Annotated in this window: 14 protein-coding genes and 1 tRNA gene; 10 read left to right on the top strand and 5 right to left on the bottom strand. The window is 59.6% G+C overall.

What is annotated here, in order from left to right:
• Positions 1 to 209: 209 nt before the first annotated feature.
• On the top strand, positions 210 to 1103 hold the full coding sequence (locus FHT87_RS10725) for a GntR family transcriptional regulator (protein ID WP_183801688.1): 894 nt from the start codon (positions 210 to 212) through the stop codon (positions 1101 to 1103).
• A 240-nt stretch (positions 1104 to 1343) separates the two neighbouring features.
• Here FHT87_RS10725 and FHT87_RS10730 read toward each other — a convergent pair whose 3' ends face one another.
• Complete coding sequence (locus FHT87_RS10730) at positions 1344 to 2837, bottom strand: MDR family MFS transporter (protein WP_183801691.1); 1494 nt, start codon at positions 2835 to 2837, stop codon at positions 1344 to 1346.
• Between the two features lie 376 nt (positions 2838 to 3213).
• Here FHT87_RS10730 and FHT87_RS10735 point away from each other — a divergent pair, with 376 nt between their 5' ends.
• Together FHT87_RS10735 and FHT87_RS10740 are read left to right on the top strand one after the other, a co-directional pair.
• Positions 3214 to 4056 carry a glycosyl transferase gene (locus FHT87_RS10735; protein ID WP_183801694.1) on the top strand — a complete coding sequence of 281 codons (843 nt, stop codon included), beginning with the start codon at positions 3214 to 3216 and terminating at the stop codon, positions 4054 to 4056.
• Between the two features lie 77 nt (positions 4057 to 4133).
• Positions 4134 to 4637: a hypothetical protein gene (locus tag FHT87_RS10740; RefSeq protein WP_183728199.1), complete on the top strand. Its 504-nt coding sequence runs from the start codon at positions 4134 to 4136 to the stop codon at positions 4635 to 4637.
• Between the two features lie 41 nt (positions 4638 to 4678).
• Here the strand turns inward: FHT87_RS10740 and FHT87_RS10745 are convergent, their stop codons facing one another.
• Complete coding sequence (locus FHT87_RS10745) at positions 4679 to 5719, bottom strand: class I SAM-dependent methyltransferase (protein ID WP_183729197.1); 1041 nt, start codon at positions 5717 to 5719, stop codon at positions 4679 to 4681.
• Positions 5720 to 5979: 260 nt separating this feature from the next.
• On the opposite strand from FHT87_RS10745, the gene FHT87_RS10750 reads away from it, so the two are divergent.
• From FHT87_RS10750 to FHT87_RS10770, 5 genes are all read left to right on the top strand, one after another.
• Positions 5980 to 7983, top strand: a complete 2004-nt coding sequence (locus FHT87_RS10750) for an EAL domain-containing protein (RefSeq protein ID WP_183802662.1) — start codon at positions 5980 to 5982, stop codon at positions 7981 to 7983.
• 23 nt (positions 7984 to 8006) lie between these two features.
• Positions 8007 to 8186 (top strand): hypothetical protein, encoded by a 180-nt coding sequence (locus FHT87_RS10755; protein WP_183801697.1) that lies wholly within the window; start codon positions 8007 to 8009, stop codon positions 8184 to 8186.
• Positions 8187 to 8452: 266 nt separating this feature from the next.
• Complete coding sequence (locus FHT87_RS10760; RefSeq protein WP_183801700.1) at positions 8453 to 10930, top strand: VapE domain-containing protein; 2478 nt, start codon at positions 8453 to 8455, stop codon at positions 10928 to 10930.
• Between the two features lie 343 nt (positions 10931 to 11273).
• Positions 11274 to 12053, top strand: coding sequence for a DUF433 domain-containing protein (locus FHT87_RS10765; RefSeq protein WP_246699600.1), 780 nt, complete (start codon positions 11274 to 11276; stop codon positions 12051 to 12053).
• Positions 12054 to 12068: 15 nt separating this feature from the next.
• A complete protein-coding gene (locus tag FHT87_RS10770) occupies positions 12069 to 12449 on the top strand; it encodes a DUF5615 family PIN-like protein (RefSeq protein ID WP_183801705.1) in 381 nt (126 codons plus the stop codon).
• Between the two features lie 94 nt (positions 12450 to 12543).
• Here FHT87_RS10770 and FHT87_RS10775 read toward each other — a convergent pair whose 3' ends face one another.
• A complete protein-coding gene (locus tag FHT87_RS10775; protein WP_183801708.1) occupies positions 12544 to 13131 on the bottom strand; it encodes a hypothetical protein in 588 nt (195 codons plus the stop codon).
• A gap of 236 nt (positions 13132 to 13367) precedes the next feature.
• Here FHT87_RS10775 and FHT87_RS10780 point away from each other — a divergent pair, with 236 nt between their 5' ends.
• Positions 13368 to 13829 carry a hypothetical protein gene (locus FHT87_RS10780; protein WP_183801711.1) on the top strand — a complete coding sequence of 154 codons (462 nt, stop codon included), beginning with the start codon at positions 13368 to 13370 and terminating at the stop codon, positions 13827 to 13829.
• Between the two features lie 513 nt (positions 13830 to 14342).
• Here the strand turns inward: FHT87_RS10780 and FHT87_RS10785 are convergent.
• Positions 14343 to 14418: transfer RNA gene (locus FHT87_RS10785), tRNA-Thr, on the bottom strand.
• A gap of 140 nt (positions 14419 to 14558) precedes the next feature.
• Entirely contained in the window at positions 14559 to 15518 is a 960-nt protein-coding gene (locus tag FHT87_RS10790; protein WP_183801714.1) for a nitronate monooxygenase family protein, read from the bottom strand.
• A 327-nt stretch (positions 15519 to 15845) separates the two neighbouring features.
• Here FHT87_RS10790 and FHT87_RS10795 point away from each other — a divergent pair, with 327 nt between their 5' ends.
• Positions 15846 to 17093, top strand: a complete 1248-nt coding sequence (locus tag FHT87_RS10795) for a hypothetical protein (protein ID WP_183801717.1) — start codon at positions 15846 to 15848, stop codon at positions 17091 to 17093.
• The last annotated feature ends 28 nt before the right edge of the window (positions 17094 to 17121 follow it).

A 17121-nucleotide genomic window follows, 5' to 3' on the forward strand; every position in this document is an offset into this window, starting at 1 on the left:
ACATCGACGAATGCGCATTGATTTTGTTTTTTATCTACAATAAACATTTTCAAGTCAACGGGAATATTGATCCTGTGGACGAGGGAGGCAAACGGCCGCAGGCGACCGAAAATAAGATAAAGGTCGCCTGAAGAGGCTCCTGGTCCGGCTGTACCCGTTGTTGGCAGCGGGGATCATCGCCGTATCGCTTGGGCGGAAAGCAGGGTCTGATGGCAAGGCAGAATACGGTCTTCAAGGAAGCCTATAATCGATATGCGGCAGCGTTGCGCACCGATACCGCGCTGCCCTCCGAGCCGGAGATTGCCGCCCAGCTCGGCGTCAGCCGCAGCACGGCACGCGCCATCCTGACCCGGCTCAGCGATGAGGGCATCATCCGCTGGAACAAGCGCCAGAAGATCGTGCTGCGCCAGCCGATCGACCGCGACTTTTTTCCCTCGGAGGAGACGGATTCACTGCACGACATCATCGAGCGCAGCTTCATGCAGCGCATCCTCTCGGATGAAGCAGCCCCCGGCATGCAGATCAACGAGCTGGAGCTTGCCCGCGAGATCGGCACGGGTACCACGAGCGTGCGTGAATTCCTGATCCGCTTCTCCCGCTTCGGGCTGATCGAAAAACGGCCGAACAGCCATTGGACATTGAAGGGTTTTACCCGCGAATTCGCCTTGGAACTCGCCGATGTGCGCGAAATGTTCGAACTGCATTCGGCCGCCGAATTCGGCAAGCTTCCTGCGGGAAATCAAGCCTGGGCCGATCTTGCTGTTATCAAGGAAGATCACCTCTCCATGCTTTCCGATATCAATAACCGCTTCAAGGAATTCTCGGTCCTCGACGAGCGCTTTCACCTCTTGATACATCGCGCCTCGAAGAACCGTTTCATTGCCGATTTCTACGACGCGATCGCCATCATCTTCCACTATCACTATCAATGGAACAAGACGGCCGCCCGTCAACGCAACGAGCGCGCGATCCACGAACATCTCGATTATATCGCAGCGCTGGAAGCCCGCGATCAGGAGAGGATCGAGGCCGCCTGTCGCGTCCACCTCCGCTCGGCCCGCCAGACGTTGTTGCAATCGCTGCCGCAGACGGAAAGCGCCTGAGCGCGGACGTCGGCGCCCGGAAAGATGGCCGTGAAGGGTGTACCGTGTGGCCCCCTCATCTGCCCTACGGGCATCTTCTCCCCGTGGGGGAGAAGAGGGAATCGAGACGCTGCGGCAAAACCCCTTCTACCCATCGGGGGTCCGAAGGACGGGTCGAGACCCGTGGCTCGACCCCGGTCAGGTGCCCGAAGGGCGGATGAGGGGGGCACACGCTCCGACGCCAGCCGCAATCAGCCCACTCTAACGCGACGCCGCCTCGCTCGCCGCACTACCAGCCCCACCCGTCCTCACGCCACGGCCGATCGGAATGAGCCAGGTCGTCGCAAACGTAAGCACCGCCACGACCACGACACCCCAAAAGCTCCAATGCAGTGCCGCATCAAAGATGCCGCGCACCGTCGCATCGCCCGCGAGCTCCGAAAGGCCGGTCGGCTCGTTCAGGACATGATGCAGGCGGTTTGCCACATCCCCCGTCGCATAGTGACTGATCCCGGCATTGAGGATCGCGCCGAGCACGGTGGCACCCAGCGTATTGCCGAGGCTGCGGGCAAAGATGATCGAGGCCGTGGCGCTGCCGCGCATCGACCATTCGACGCTGTCCTGCACCAGCGCGATGCTGGTGAGGTTGATGAGCCCCATGCCGAAGCCCATGAAGAAGGAGCCGGCGCCGGCGACCGCCGCGTGGCTTTCCGGCGTGAGGAACAGCAGGAAAAAGGCGCCGAAGGGAAACATGAAGCTGCCGACCCGCAGCGTATTGCGGATGCCGAATGCCCTGAAGAAGCGGCTGGAGAGCATCACCGACAGCGGCCAGCCGACCACCAGCATGGTCAGCGTGAAACCGGCGACGATAGGCGAGCGGCCGAGCACGCCCTGTACATACATCGGCAGGATCGTCGAGAGCCCGATCAGCGCCATGCCGGCAAGCAGCATGCAGGCATTGCTGGTCGCCACAAGCCGCCGGCTCCAGAGTGCGATGGAAATGATCGGCTCCGGCGTACGCTTCTCCTGCAGCACGAAGAGAATACCGGTGACCACGAAGACGGCGGCAAGCGATAGGAGAACCCAGGCCGGCGCATCCGTTTCCGTCAGGATCGTCAAGAGCGCGATGATGGAAATCGAAAACAGGATGGCGCCGAGATAATCGATCTTGGCTTGCCTGTGCGCCACGTCCTCCTTCAGGAAGAACAGGAAGGCGATGATCGAGAAGATGCCGATCGGCAGGTTGATCCAGAAGATCCAGGCCCAGGAGATCGTATCGACGATAATGCCGCCGGCAAGCGGCCCGACGACCGCAGACGTCGCCCAGACCGTCGCCATCACGCCCTGCACCTTGCCGCGTTCCTCCAGCTTGAACAGGTCGCCGATGATGGTCATCGTCACCGGCTGGATCGCGCCGGCGCCAAGGCCCTGCACCAGACGGAACACGATGAGCGAGGCCATCGACCAGGCAAGCCCGCAGAAGAGCGAGCCGACGAGGAAAACCAGGATGCCGCCGATCAGCACCGGCTTGCGGCCGAAAATATCCGAAAGCTTGCCGTAGATGACAGTGGTCGTCGACTGCGCCAGCAGGAAGGCGGAAAAGACCCAGCTGTAATAGGTGAAGCCGCCGAGCTGACCGACGATCCGCGGCATGGCGGTCGCCACGATCGTGGCCTCGATCGCCACCATGAAGGTCGCGAGCATGATCGTGGCAACGACGAGCGTGCGGTTCGATTGCTTCGATGGTGCGGACATGATGAACCTCTCGGGGCCTTCTCCGTGAAACGGGAAAACCGCTGTCGGCTACACTCTGGTGGGGCAGGTGCAACGTGCGTGATGTCGGCAGTCTTTTATGCTCCTGCAGATAGCAGGTAAAGCGCAGGTGATATGTTTTCTTTTGTGTCGACGCTTCAGACCGCTTCCGGCCCTGGCGAATTTAAAATACAAGGCATTTCGCGAAGGAAGTTTCGCTGGGTGCCGGCCGGAAAAAAGAGATCCGGCAGGCCAGGGCTCCCGGATGTCAGGATTGCATTTCCGCCAGCTTATTCCCAACTGAAAATCTGATGCAGGCCTGTGAACCGCTCCATCGCGGATGCGAGGGTTCCGGATCCGGGCACGGAAATGGCGAGCTATGATGACGCATGTTTTGGCTGCGACCGGCGGGGTTAAACAGGTAATCTGCATCAATTGGGGTACACGATACGGGCCGACCTTCATCAACCGGCTCTATGCGATGGTGAAGCGCAACATCACGCCGCCCTTTACCTTCACCTGTTTCACCGATTGCCGGGACGACCTGCATTCCGACATCCTGTGCGAGGACCTGCCGCCTCTGGATGTCGAAATGCCCGTCAACACGAGGGGCATCTGGCCGAAGGCGAGGCTTTGGGGACCGAAGCTCGGAAGTCTGAGCGGGCCGGTCCTCTATCTGGACCTCGACCTTGTTATCGTTGCCTCCCTCGATGACTTTTTCGAAGTCGGAGGGCCTGACGACGTCGTCATGGCCCGCAACCAGACGACGCCTTTCGAAAGGCTCGGCCAGAGCTCGCTCTTTCGATTTCCGGTCGGCAAGCTCCTGCCGCTGCAGGAAAAGTTCAGGGCCGACCCGCAGAAAGTGGCCGATGAGTATCAGTACGAGCAGCGTTTCGTCACCCGCAATGCGCCCGGAGGCGTGAAATTCTACCCGCGCAACTGGGTTCTGCATTTCCGGCAGGACTGCCACTGGGCTTTCCCGCTGAACTATTTTTTCGCCCCGCGCCTGCCGTCCAGCGCCCGCGTCGTCCTCTTCCCGCGCGGCTTCCACCCGCAGAACGCCATCGAAGGGAAATTCGGCCCGAAAGGCCGGGCCGAAACGAGGCTCGATCATATCAAGGGCGTCTTCGATGTCAGCAAACGTGGCGGCAAGCAGCCCTTCCGCTACCTGCGCCATTATATTCTCCCCACGCCGTGGGTAGCGGATCACTGGCATGAGTAAGAACGCAAGTTCGCCAGCAGAACGGAACAATTTCCCCGTTTGAATGTTTTCAGCCCAGGAAAAACTTGGGTGCTCTCATGCGTCCTCGTCTGTTCGCAACATTGCTCTCGCTTTCATGTCTGTCTGCCAACGCGAATGCGGCCGACGCGGACTTTCTGAACTCGCTTGCAGGCGACTGGGATGGAGGCGGAATGGTCCTGACCAAGATCGGCGGCAAGAAGGTCAATGTGTCGTGCAATCTGAAATCCAGCGCGAGTGCTTCCTCAGTTTCGATGAATGGCAGCTGTAGCGCTCTCGCCGTCCTCACAAGAAGCTTCTCGGCCTATGTAAAGGCGGCCGGTCAACGCTATACCGGCAACTACACGGGACCATCGGGCCAGCCTTCCAGGCTTGTCGGCAGCAGGAAAGGCGACGCTCTCAACTTCAATGTCACCTGGGCTCGCGTCACCAATGGCGACCGAAATGCAATCATGATGATCGAGAAGGTGGGGCAGAACGGGCTTCGCCTGCAGACCGTTGATCGCGACCCCGCCTCGGGCCGATCCGTAGTGACGAGCCGCATTGATCTGCAGCGGCAGTAATCCGTGTCTCGGATTTTGCGATGCGCCCGGCTCGTCGGGGCTTACGACCGCTTCCTTATGGTGGCGTAGATGATGTTGCGGTTGGCACCGAACCAGACCGTCTTATCGGTGTCGTCCGTCGCACTGCGATGGGAAATACGCCACATGTCGGCTTCGGAACGCTGGAGGAGCTCCCAGTTCATGTAGGATTCCATGTACCCGTCATCGGCCATCTCGTCGGAAAAGTTGGCAAATAGAAAGACGCCGCCCGGTTTCAGCATGTCCATGCAGATCTGCGTGAGCCGGATTGCCACTTTATCGGTGAGATAATCGTACAATCCTGCTGCATAGATGAGATCGAAAGTGCCGATCTGATGCTTTCGTGCGAGCAAGCCGCGCACGGATCCATTGATAGGCTCGACGGACGTTCCATGGAATTGGCTTGAGATCGAGCCGATACTTTCCGGATCCTGATCAAGAGCGACCCAGCGTTTGAGGCGGCCTTCCGCAAGTGCCTTCGATGCCTCCGCTTCGCGCAGGTGACCGGCAGCGATGGCCAGGACCTCGGTATCCGGACCCGTTCGCGCAGCGGTCTCGTCGACGTAGCGGGTCAGGATGTCGCGACGTTCTCTTACTGCAACCGGGCCGGGAGCGTTTATCGTGTAGTCGAAGATGTCAAGGCCGAGACGGGTGGATCTGGCCACTTCTTCGGCCACCGCCGGATGCCCGTAAATGAAGTCGATAAGACTGGCATCACCGGAATAGCCGCGGGGTTTGTCAAAGGACCAACGGGTGAACGGGCACTGCTGGAGGATCTTTGCCGAGGGATGAGCCTGAATGATCGGGATGAGCTTCTGCCACACGGCAGCACCGAATTTGTGACGGACATCATGAAGCTGGCCGATCAGCCACCTGACGGCATCAGGCAGGTTCGTGCCCGCAGAGAACCGTTGTATCGCGATGTTGATGACGATCGCAAACTCAGCCTCCGCGGTTCGCAGGAGGTCTGTTTCGTCATCTCGGTTCGGTGAGGGAAGCTTATTGCTGAAGGACTGCGGCGTGATCAGGCTTTGGCCATCAAGAGAAAAGAGCGGCTGAGCCACTGAAACCTCACTGGTGAATAAGAACTTAAAACATTGCGTAAAATCCTCATCATTTTCACGCAAGTCAAGCGTTAAGGTTGGGCATCGGAGGCAATGCACGTGTTAGCTTTAGAAAATATTAGGGAACCCGAAAGATAGACCGCCCGCTTTGGGGCCATTCGAGCGTTATCGGTTGATGTGGAGTCTGGGTGCGGCTATCCAGCTTCAGTTGGCAGTCTGCGGAGGGCAGCTGCTGCAAGATGTTGGGTGGCAGGGGCATGATGCACGTGTTAGCCGAGACCGCAGCTGCTACCGTGCTGCCGACGCTGTCGCCAGAAGAGTTGCGCTGCCTTTATGAGGAGAAGAGCGAGAGCGGCCGAAAGAGCGCGACGCGCAAAGGCCTCTGGACAGCGGTCGCTGTTTACCTTGCATATTCCTTCACGGACTATCTCTTTATCGGCGATGTCGTCCGGTACACGGTCGCCGGCCGGCTGGCGGTTGGCGTCAGCGCGTTATGCGTGCTGGAATTCCTGCTCTGCCGCAAGGCAAAAGCCGATACGGTCGACATGGCCGCGGCGGTGTCCGTGCTCGCAGCCTATCTTGTCTGGCTTCTCACCGCCCAGATGACCGCGGCTGGGGATGCGTTCTCATACTATATGGTGTTTGGCGCGATCTTCATGATGAGCGTCAACCTGTTCTTCAGTTTCCGGTTTCCGGTTGCTCTTGCGGCCTCCGCAACGAACGTGCTCATCTTTATCGGCGCGCTCTTTCTGTTCGCGCCCATGTTGCTTCTCCACAAGCTCATCCTCGGCGCGTTCTGCATTTCCTGCTTTGTTTTCACGTCTTACGTGAATCTTCAGCTCAACAGGGAGCGCTACAAAGTCTTCCTCAATGCATTTGAAGCCAGTTTGCAGCAAGCTGCCGCCGACGAAAGAGGCAGGGCTCTTTTGCACCTCTCGAACACGGACTCGTTGACCGGCCTCGAAAATCGCCGGGCGATCGATCAACGCCTGCGTGATTGCTGGCAACGCTGGCAGGACGACAGGGTGCCCTTTGCCGTCCTGCTTGTCGATGTGGATTATTTCAAACGCTATAACGACTGCTACGGTCATCAGGAAGGCGACCGCTGTCTTATAGCCGTCTCCGAGCTTCTTCAAAGCGTGGCCGAGTCATGGGGCTCGGTCATCGGGCGATACGGCGGTGAGGAATTCATCGTCATCACACCGATGCCGAATTTAGAACGCGCGGTCGAGCTTGCAGAAGCCATGTGTGCTGCCATCAGGGGCTTGGCCTGGCCACACGAACACAGGCGAGACGGGACCACTGTCATCACCGTGAGCGTCGGCGTGTCCCATACGCGGGACGAGAGCAGGCAGGTCGAGAAGGTCATTCATGAAGCTGATCGCGCGCTTTACGCCGCCAAGGCTGCGGGCCGCAACACCCTCGTGGTCTTCGATCCGGACGATCCAGAGAGCAGCGATGACAGCGAGGACATTGCCGCGACCCTGAAGATCGCGCTTGAACACCGCCTCGTCTCCCTCGTCTACCAGCCGATCCGCAACGTCCAGACCGGCAAGACGGACGCTGTCGAAGCTTTGATGCGTCTGAGCATGCTGGATGGAACGCCCGTATCGCCTGATAAATTCATCCCGGTTGCGGAAAGGACGGGTTCGATCGTCGAACTCGGCCGGTGGGCAATCCGCACTGTTTGCCGGGATCTGTTGGCGACCGACTTCGTGCAGGTTGCCAGCGTCAACGTTTCCCCGATTGAACTCAAGATGCCGGGTTTCGCCACCTATGTGGCGGCAACACTGGCGGAATTCGGCGTGACCGGCGCCCGGCTTGCTTTCGAGATTACCGAAGGCGTGGAGCTGGAAATCGATCAGGATGTGGTTCGGTGCATCAGCGACCTGAGAAAGCTCGGCGCTCAGGTCTGGCTCGACGACTTCGGCACAGGCTTCGCAGGTCTCTCCTGGCTCCGTCTCATAGAGTTCGACACCGTCAAGATCGACCGCTCCTTCCTCCATGACTGCAACACGGAGAGGGGCAAGCGGATGCTGCTCGACATCATCAGCCTGCTGCGCAATCGCGGCGTGAGGATCCTCATCGAAGGCGTCGAGACCATCGAACATCAGCGGCTGATGCAGCAGTACGGGATCAACCAGATCCAGGGATATTTCATTGCAAGGCCCGCGCCGGCAGCCCAGCTCGAAGCTGATAACGTGCTGCCGTTCAGCATGGTCAGGAACCTTGATTCAAAACGCCTGTTCCGGAATGGGCCATAGGTTCAGCCCGCTTCAGGACCTCCATGAACAACGGCTGCCGCGTCTTCCTGCCCGCATTGCCTTCGGCGCTGACGAGCCGCATCGATCTGCAGCGGCGGTGGACGCCGCCTGGGCTCGGCCTGTATCCTATTGAACTGCATTGCATTTATTACGAACAACCGTCGTCGCGCATTCTGCCTTTGATCGGAAGCTTAGAGGAATGAGCATGACGGGCAAGACAATCCCCTACACACTTTTAAGCACGAGCGACGTTCAGAAGATTGCGCCGGTTTCGAACGTGACGCTCTGGCGCTGGGTGAGGGACGGCAGGTTTCCCGCGCCCATACAGGTCGCGAAAAACAATTTCTGGAGGTCTGACGAAGTCGGTGCCTGGATGGATGAAATGTCCTTGAGGCGCGTTGCGTCAAATCCGAAAGCCCCTTCTCAGGAACGCGAATAAGCGTCGGCCCCCAGTTTCATCGGAAAATCCATGGATAGAATCTCGCAATACGCGCCATCGCCGGGGGCGGGCGTCTCTGGCTGTGTCGAGCGGCTGCGCCGCGACGTGTCCCTGTCTTCGACAGCGGCGCAATATGGCTGCAAACTCATCCGCAGCGGGCGGGAATTTTCCGCCTGCTGCCCCTTCCACGCTGAAGACACCCCTTCATTCACGATCTTCGCCGGCCAGGATGGCATCGAGCGTTTCCATTGCTTCGGCTGCGGCAGAAAAGGCGATGTCCTCGACTTCATGCAGGAGTTTAGAGGCGTCGATCTTCCCGAAGCGATCCGCATTCTCGGCGGCCGCGGCGACATCAGGCCAAACGTCCCTCCTCGGCATGTCCAGGCAGGGAACATCTATGAGGGAATAGTGCCCCTTCCGCCGCCGGTCGGTCTGCTTCAGGCCGGCCGGCGCATCACGCTCTATAATCCGAAACGCCGGGGGACGCCCTCGGAGTGGGGCACCTTCGCCCCATCGATGGTGTTTCCCTATCGGAATGCCGATGGCTCGCTGTCAGGTTATGTCCTGCGCCGCGATCTGCCCGACGGCGGCAAGGAAACGCCGATGGTCATGTTCGTTCGCCTCGCCGATGGCAAAGAGACATGGTCGCGTTTCCCCTTCCCGAAGCCGCGGCCGCTCTACGGCCTGGAAACGATCGGTGACGGCAAGCAGGTGGTGATCGTCGAGGGCGAGAAGTGCCGCGACCGGCTCAGCCAGGCAGCCAAGCGAACCGTCGTCTCCTGGCCGGGCGGAGCCCAAGGCGCAAAGCACACGGACTGGTCGCCGCTCTCGGGCCGGCACGTGCTGATCTGGCCGGATTTCGACGGCCCGGGCCTGACGGCTGCCGATGATATCGCCGCCCGCCTGACCGCGCTCGGCGCGCGTGTCCAATGCGTCGGCTTCACGGATGCGGCGCACGCATCCGATATCGAGCGCTACAGCTTCGCAGACTGGCAGTCAGGCCTTTTTCCACGCCGCGGCTGGGACAGCGCCGACGCCGTCGATGCCGGATGGACGCAAAGCCAGCTCGACGCCTTCATGAGTGCCACGCTTCGCGACTGGAGGCCGGAGCCCGTTGCCGAGATGCCCGTTGCTGAGATGGAAGAGGCGCGCGTCGTGCAGTTCAAGCGGGCAGTTTCCGTGCAGGCCTCCACAAGCGCACGTCCCGCACCGGTGCCGGATGCGTTGGTCCAAGGAGATGAGCCGACGCGGGCGATCACGCCTGCCGCGGATGCGCCCCGCCATTTCGGTCGCCTGATGGGCATCGCGCGCTTCGATATCGAACTCGAACAATGGTTGGTCGATCGCCAATGGTTCATCAAGCTCAACCTGCTTTCGGGCGAGCTGGAGATCCATCGTGACAGCGGCATCGTTGCCATGAGCGACGCGCGGCTGGCGGAAATTCGCTTCGAGCTCGCCTGTGCGGCCCAGGGCAGGGAGCCGTCCAAGGACAACATCGTCGATGGCCTGGTGCTGATCGGCGAGCGGCGGGCCTATCATCCGGTGCACGACTATCTCGCCCGCGTCAAATGGGATGGAAAGCCGCGCATCGACACCTGGCTCGTCGATTATTTCGGCGCCGAGGACACGCCGCTCAACCGCGCCTTCGGCCGGAAGATTCTCTGCGCCGCCGTTCGCCGCGTCAGGCATCCGGGCTGCAAATTCGATCACATGCTCGTCGTCGAAGGCCCCCAGGGCATCGGCAAATCCTCGGCCATCCTGGCGCTCTGCCATGACAGAGACTGGTTCACCGACCAGCTCGAGATCGGCGCCGACGCCAAAGTGACCATCGAAAAAACCGCCGGCCGCTGGATCCTGGAAATGCCCGAACTCGACGGCCTGAGCCGCCGCGACACCAACCGTGTCAAATCCTTCATCCCCACGCAGGAAGACAGCGCCAGGCTCTCCTACGGCCGCTTTAGGAGCGACCGCCCCCGGCAATTCATCCTCTTCGGCACCACCAATGAAAGCCGCTACCTGACCGACACCACCGGCAACCGCCGCTTCTGGATCGTCCGCGCCACGGCTGCCGATCCCTCGGGCATTGCGGCGGCGCGAGACCAGCTATGGGCGGAGGCTGCGGAGAGGGAGGCGGGTGAGAACCTGTGTCTGGATAATCAGGCATTGCGGAATGCAGCGGCTGGTGTTGCCCATGAATCGTCAGATTTCGGTCCGTGGCTGGAGATCCTTGGCGAGCGCATTCCCGAAGGTCCGCTGAAGATCAAGGCGACCGATGTCTGGAAGCTGGTCGGCTTCGATGGCCCGGAAACCATCAACAAGCTGACGAAGGCTCATCACGCCCATATGCGCGCGGCGATGGTCGGCCTCGGGTTTGAGAAGAACGACAAAGGCATTCGCTTTCGCGACGGCGAGAGAAAGACGGCTTATGTTCGCGGTGATCCTGACGAGGCTCGGGAATGGAGCCCTGACAGGCATGAGCCGGCATATGGCTACGGCTCGACTTTCTGACGCGCACCGACACCCTGACAACCCGGCCGCCGAGCCGGGTTTTTTGTTTGCCGACGAATGGCGAACCTCCGCCAGGCAACCTCCTCCAGGCGTGGAACCTCCGCCAGTGAAGGCAGTTTCTGGAGGAGGTTCATAGCGCTGGAGGGGGTTATGGAGGAGGTAACCTCCTCCGGGTTAAAATATTGATTTGGTATTGTTATTTTCCACTGGAGGAGGTGGCGGAGGTTGTTTGCTGAAAGGTGTCGGAAGCGGCTTATGCCGGCCTATTTACGGCGAAATACAGCGTGCTTCCGGCTAGTCTTGGAAAATGCGTTCTAACCTCCGCCACCTCCGCCATGGATCGATGGCGCGGTTAACCGACGAGGAGCTGACGGTCATCGCCCTTTCTGGTGCGACCGCCAACGCCGGAACCATCCGCTGGTGGGTGGGTGGAAAGTTTAACCGAATAAGACTATGTCTTTCAGGTAGAGGCGCAACAATGGCGAAGAATGAAAAGAATCCGGTCATATCGGCGTTCACCGAGGAACAGGTTGAACGGCTGACTGGCGTTACCGTGCGCCAGCTTAAGCACTGGGATTCAACGCGTTTCTTTATCCCCAGCCTAGCCTACGAAGACAGGCGTCAACCGTTCAGCAGGCTGTATTCGTTTCGCGATCTGGTTTCATTGAAAATCCTGAACGCGCTCCGGAATGATTCAAAGGTCTCGCTGCAGCATCTTCGCGGTGTCAAGGACAAGCTTGCCCACCTTGGTGACGACCTATGGTCGAAGACGACACTCTACGTGCTCAAGAAGAAAGTGGTCTTCGACAATCCTCAGACGAAAGCCAAGGAAGAGGTTCTGTCCGGTCAGGGCGTCCTCCAAATCCCATTGGAGGTCGTGACGGGCAACATGAAAGACGCCGTCGCGAAGCTCAAAGCGCGCGATAATTCATCGATCGGCAAGATCGAGTCGAAGAAGGGCATTGCGAACAGCAGGCCTGTCATCGCGGGTACGCGTATTCCCGTCGATACGATCAAGGAGTTTGCTGCCGCGGGGTACTCGGTTGAGCAAATTATGAACGAGTATCCGACGTTAACCGCTGACGACATTCGAGCCGCAATCAACTATGAGGTCGCGGCTTGATCAGGGGACATCGGGTTGCGCTTCTTTCTTGATGCGAGTGTGCCCGATTCTGTTGGCAATGTCCTGGCCGCGGCCGGGCACGAGGTCATTTTCCATCGAGACGCACTCGCGGATGGCACGAAGGATCCAGTCGTGTGCCAAACGGCACTGGCCAACGAGGCGATACTGGTAGCGGTCGATAAGGACATGAAACAGTTGACCAAGCGGTTCGGGGTCACTGACGAACGCTTCAAGAACCTATCCATGGTCTTCTGCGGTTGTAGCATCCCGATGTCCTCGGCCAGGATATCGCAGGCACTCTCACTCATTCAGCATGAATGGGGCTACTCGAAACAGAAGGTGGGACGCCGCTTGTTGGTCGAAATATCCAATCATCAGATTACGACGCAGCGCTGAAGGATCGGCAATTTGCGGCACATACAAGTGTTAAGTCTGAAGTATGTGTTAAGGAATAATGTAATGAAATCAATGGACGTGGCGCTTGTGGCACCTAATTTCGGAAGCCGTCGTCATCGCGAGGCTTGTCGATATCTTCGCGCCACAACTGCAACAGCCTCGGATTTTTGACAAGCTGCTCGGCGAGCGCGCCGAAGACGTCAATCAGGAATGCTGGGCGAGGAGCGTAGGTGTTCGGCGTGATGATGTAGCGAAGGGCGTAGTCACTCTCTGCGCCGTGAAGATACGACATATGCTCGACGGCATATACCAGTTCCTGACGGGCTGGCTGATCGCCAAAGGCAGCAGTGGGCCATTTCCCGGAAGCCTTTGCCTCCGCCAAGGCCCGCTCGGCTTGATCGAGAGCAGCGCGGCGCAACACGTCGTTATGTGCGTCGTTCCAGAGGGCCGTGAGGTCGTGACCATATCCCTTCCGAACATCCTTTGCAGACATGCCACCAGCGAGAAGCGGGAACTTGAATAGCAATTCGATACCGTGTCCCAGAAGGTTCAAAGTCGGGACTTGAATGAGCGGTCCCCATTCTTTGGAATACCGCAGTACCCTAGTGGCGCTCAGATAGCGATGTGCGCCAGCAATGGTTTGCCCCGCCGCTGTCTCAAAGAAGTCCTCCCCAATATCCATCGTCGTTACTCTTCTATCTCGTTGCCGTTGTCGTCATATTCGGCGCGGCGGTTCGGATCCTCGACATAGGTTCTGTGCCGACCACTCTGTTAGTTTTCCACTGTCTGCCTCATAGCCGGCCAGTGACCTGTGGATTTTAGACGCTGCGAAACCCTCCTCGGATGTTGCTGTAGTGCAGCGCAGATCGCGATGCTGAAATGGTTCCGTCAGTAAATCAACACGGAAAGGGTTTCAAAATGTCCGGCGCCTTCAAGCAGCATCAACATGACAGTTCCGCGTTTGCCAGCGACGGAGAGCGAATTGCTGCCGGCATCGCAACTATGGTCGCCGCGGTCAGTGACGAACAATCACGCGATATGAGCGATCAAGAGTTTGCCGCATGCGAGTTCGAGCCTTGGAAACACGAGGAAGGTGAGTGGACACCCCCGACCAACGAGCAGTGGGCACGGTTAGCCAATCCTCATCTGATAATGGTTCGCGTGGCCTGGTTAACCCTTCATAAGACCAAAGAGGAGTTGATCGAGATGGTCGAAAAGATGATTGCAGAGGAGGATGGGGAGAATAACTTGCTGATCGCCACGCTCGATAACCTCGTGGCGACCTCGGATATGTTCAAGGGCTTCCTATCGATTTGTGAATCGGCGATGGCAAGGTTCATGGTCGCTGGGATGAATATCCCCGATCGGTCAGCGGTGTAATTTGGCGTACGCGGAGACTGCTGGTTCAGCACGCGAATCTGTTCAATGATCATACCGACCTACAGGGCAGCGCCATGACGGACCTGGAATGGGAGGTGTTGGCGTTTCCGGACTGAACTACTCGTGGGTCGCTTGCTGCGGATGACCGGTGGCCCCGGCATGACGGAAGTCGGCGTGTCCACAGCGCGCCGCCTGACGCCGTTTGCCAGCCTGCTTACTGGTTTACTGGTGATGGCTGATCGATAATTTCGTTGTGCCGAAGCGAAAGAAGCGGTTGCGCACTGAGCCGAAAGCAAAGCGGCGGGGAGCCCGGAAGCCTTCGCCGCCTCAAATCTGGCGGCCAAATCCGGCGATCAAGCCGCCTCGCCTCTATGTCCGTAACGCTTCCAGACCAAACCCGATTAGTGAGCGATGCTCAGGAGCGCAAGCTCCGAAGAGTTGATGCTGCGGCATAAAACGCAATATTGGCTTTTGTTCGGGCGAGATTGTCGGCCAAGCACTTGGGAGAAAAAATGGTGCCGCTTACGTGACTCGAACACGTGACCCCATCATTACGAATGATGTGCTCTACCGACTGAGCTAAAGCGGCAATCCGGCGGGCGAAGCATGCGGCCCGCGATTTGCATGGGGCTGATACAGGCATTGTCTGAAGATTTCAAGCACCCTCTTATGCCCCATGGCAAAAAAGCTGAAGCTTGTGGAAAGGCCCCACTTCAGCAGGCAAGCACGTCACAGCGCCAGCCGGGTGCGGGCGGCGTGATATTCCGCTTCCAGCCGGTCGACCAGCTTGGCGACCGGTTCCACGGCCCTGATCGCGCCGATGCCCTGGCCGCTGCCCCAGATATCCTTCCAGGCCTTTGCGCCGCCGGTTGCCTGTTCGAAATCCATCTTCGAGGGATCGGCGTCAGGCAGGTTGTCCGGGTCGAGGCCGGCCGCGCGGATGGAGGGTTTCAGGTAGTTGCCGTGCACGCCGGTGAAATAGTTGGAGTAGACGATATCGGCAGCCGCGCCCTCGACGATTGCCTGCTTGTAGGCATCGGAAGCGCGCGCCTCCTCGGTCGCGATGAAGGGCGTGCCGATATAGGCCATGTCGGCGCCCATGGCCTGCGCTGCGAGAATGCCGCCGCCGGTCGCAATCGCGCCGGCAAGCAGCAGCGGGCCGTCGAACCAGGCGCGGATCTCCTGCACCAGCGCGAAGGGAGAAAGCGTCCCCGCATGTCCGCCCGCGCCCGCTGCAACGGCAATCAGCCCGTCGGCACCCTTGCGGATTGCCGAATTGGCGTGGCGGTTGTTGATGATGTCGTGCAGCACGATGCCGCCATAGGAATGCACCGCTGCATTCACTTCCGGCACGGCGCCGAGCGAGGAAATGACGATTGGCACCTTGTATTTCACGCAGAGCATCAGATCGTGCTCCAGCCGCTTGTTCGACATATGGACGATCTGGTTGACCGCGAAGGGGGCGGCCGGCCGTTCCGGATGGCTCGCATTATGCGCGGCAAGATCTTCTGACATCATCGCCAGCCACTCGTCGAGCTGGCTTTCCGGCCGCGCGTTCAAGGCCGGAAAGGCGCCGATCACGCCGGCCTTGCATTGCGCCAGTGTCAGCGCCGGATGTGAGACGATGAAAAGCGGCGAGCCGATGACCGGCAGTCTCAGATTATCCTTGAGGATCGGGGGCAGGGCCATGCTTTCACCGCTTCTTTGACGTTTACGAAAACGTCAATTGATTAGCAGAGCCGGCGCCTCAGGAAAAGAGCGAGAACGGAAGAAGCTCGCACTCTTTCCGTAATCCTGTCCACTTTCGGAATATCTAATGCATGTCACGCAGAACTGTGCGGGCGGACGACATGCGAAAACAGCGCTTCGGAGCGCTGGGCATTATCGCTTATCCCGCCGCCGATGCGCTCCGGAAGGGCTGCAAGGCTTGCGGTTTGCCGCACTTGCCGTTACCGAACTTTGACAGGCATTCAATTTTTTGGTGTTGATGCCGGCACGAAACGTGAAGGGCCTGATGTGAGCGGACTAGAAACGGCTATCAGAACTGCGCTGGAGAATTCCGACCGCAACAGTGCGGAAGTTCGTGCACGCATCTATCAGTCCGCGCGTCAGGCGCTGGAAGCCGGTCTGCGCAAGCAGGATATCACCGATGCCGATGTGGTGGCCCATCACCGCCATCGTCTGGAAACCACGATCCACACGATCGAGAGCGAAGAGCGTACCCGCCTTCATCCGCGGCAAGGGCCTCCGGAAGTTCCGGTCCCGCCCGTTGTCGAGATGCCCGAACCCACGCATCATGTAGAAGAGCCCGCGCATCACGTGGAAGAGCCTGCCTATCGTGCGCAAGAGCCCGTCTATCGCGCGCATGAGGATGACAACCTGGCCGTAACAGGTGAAACGCGCGGCTATAACGCCGCTGGGCGTACGGACGATGCAAGCCTGGATGATATCAGGGCCAGCAACTACGATCAGCTGGGGGCGGCACCCGATAGAGAGATGCGGGCAGAGGCGCGCGCGACGCCGGACAGGCGCGGCGGCATGGATTTCCGCCCCGAGCGGGCCGCCGTCCGCCGCAAGCCGCGCAAGTTCTTCTCGCGCCTGCTCGTCTGGTGCGTGGCTCTCGCCTTCATCGGCACCGGTGGCTGGTGGGTCTATACATCAGGTCTGCTAAAGACGGCGGCTGAGCGCGATACCAGCGTTGCCAATCCGCCCGCGAGCACCCAGCCGGAAGATTTCAACGGCGGGGAGAGTGCCGGTAACAGCACCCACTCGGATGGCGACCAACCTGTGGCGATCGACCCGCAAAACAGCTTCTCGGCAGACTGGATCGAGGTCTTCAAGCCCTCGGATGCCGACAAGATCCAGGCCGGTCCGCGGGCGCGCACGGAAAATGTCACCGAAACCGAAGGTCCGGCCGTCCGCCTGACCTCTGAGAGCGCCAACACGGATGGCAATGTCTCCATCAGCGTTCCAGCCAATGTCCTGCAGCAGCTCGCCGGCAAGTCCTCCACCATCGCGCTGACCCTGCAGTCCACCACGGACGAGCCCACGCAGATCACGGTCGAGTGCGATTTCCAGTCGCTCGGCAATTGCGCCCGCCATCGTTTCAACGTCACGCGTGAAAAATCGGACGCGCTGCTGCAGCTGCGCTTCGACCGCTCGCTGGCGCCGAATTCGCCCGGTCGGCTGATGATCAACAGCGATGTCGACGGCAAGGCCCGCGGCATCAATCTCTTTGCCGTGCGGATCCTGCCGGGCCAGTAAGCTGCCGGGAGAGTAAGCGGCCCGGTTA

This window comes from Rhizobium sp. BK316 (assembly GCF_014193695.1).
In the GTDB taxonomy this organism is placed as follows: Bacteria; Pseudomonadota; Alphaproteobacteria; order Rhizobiales; family Rhizobiaceae; genus Rhizobium.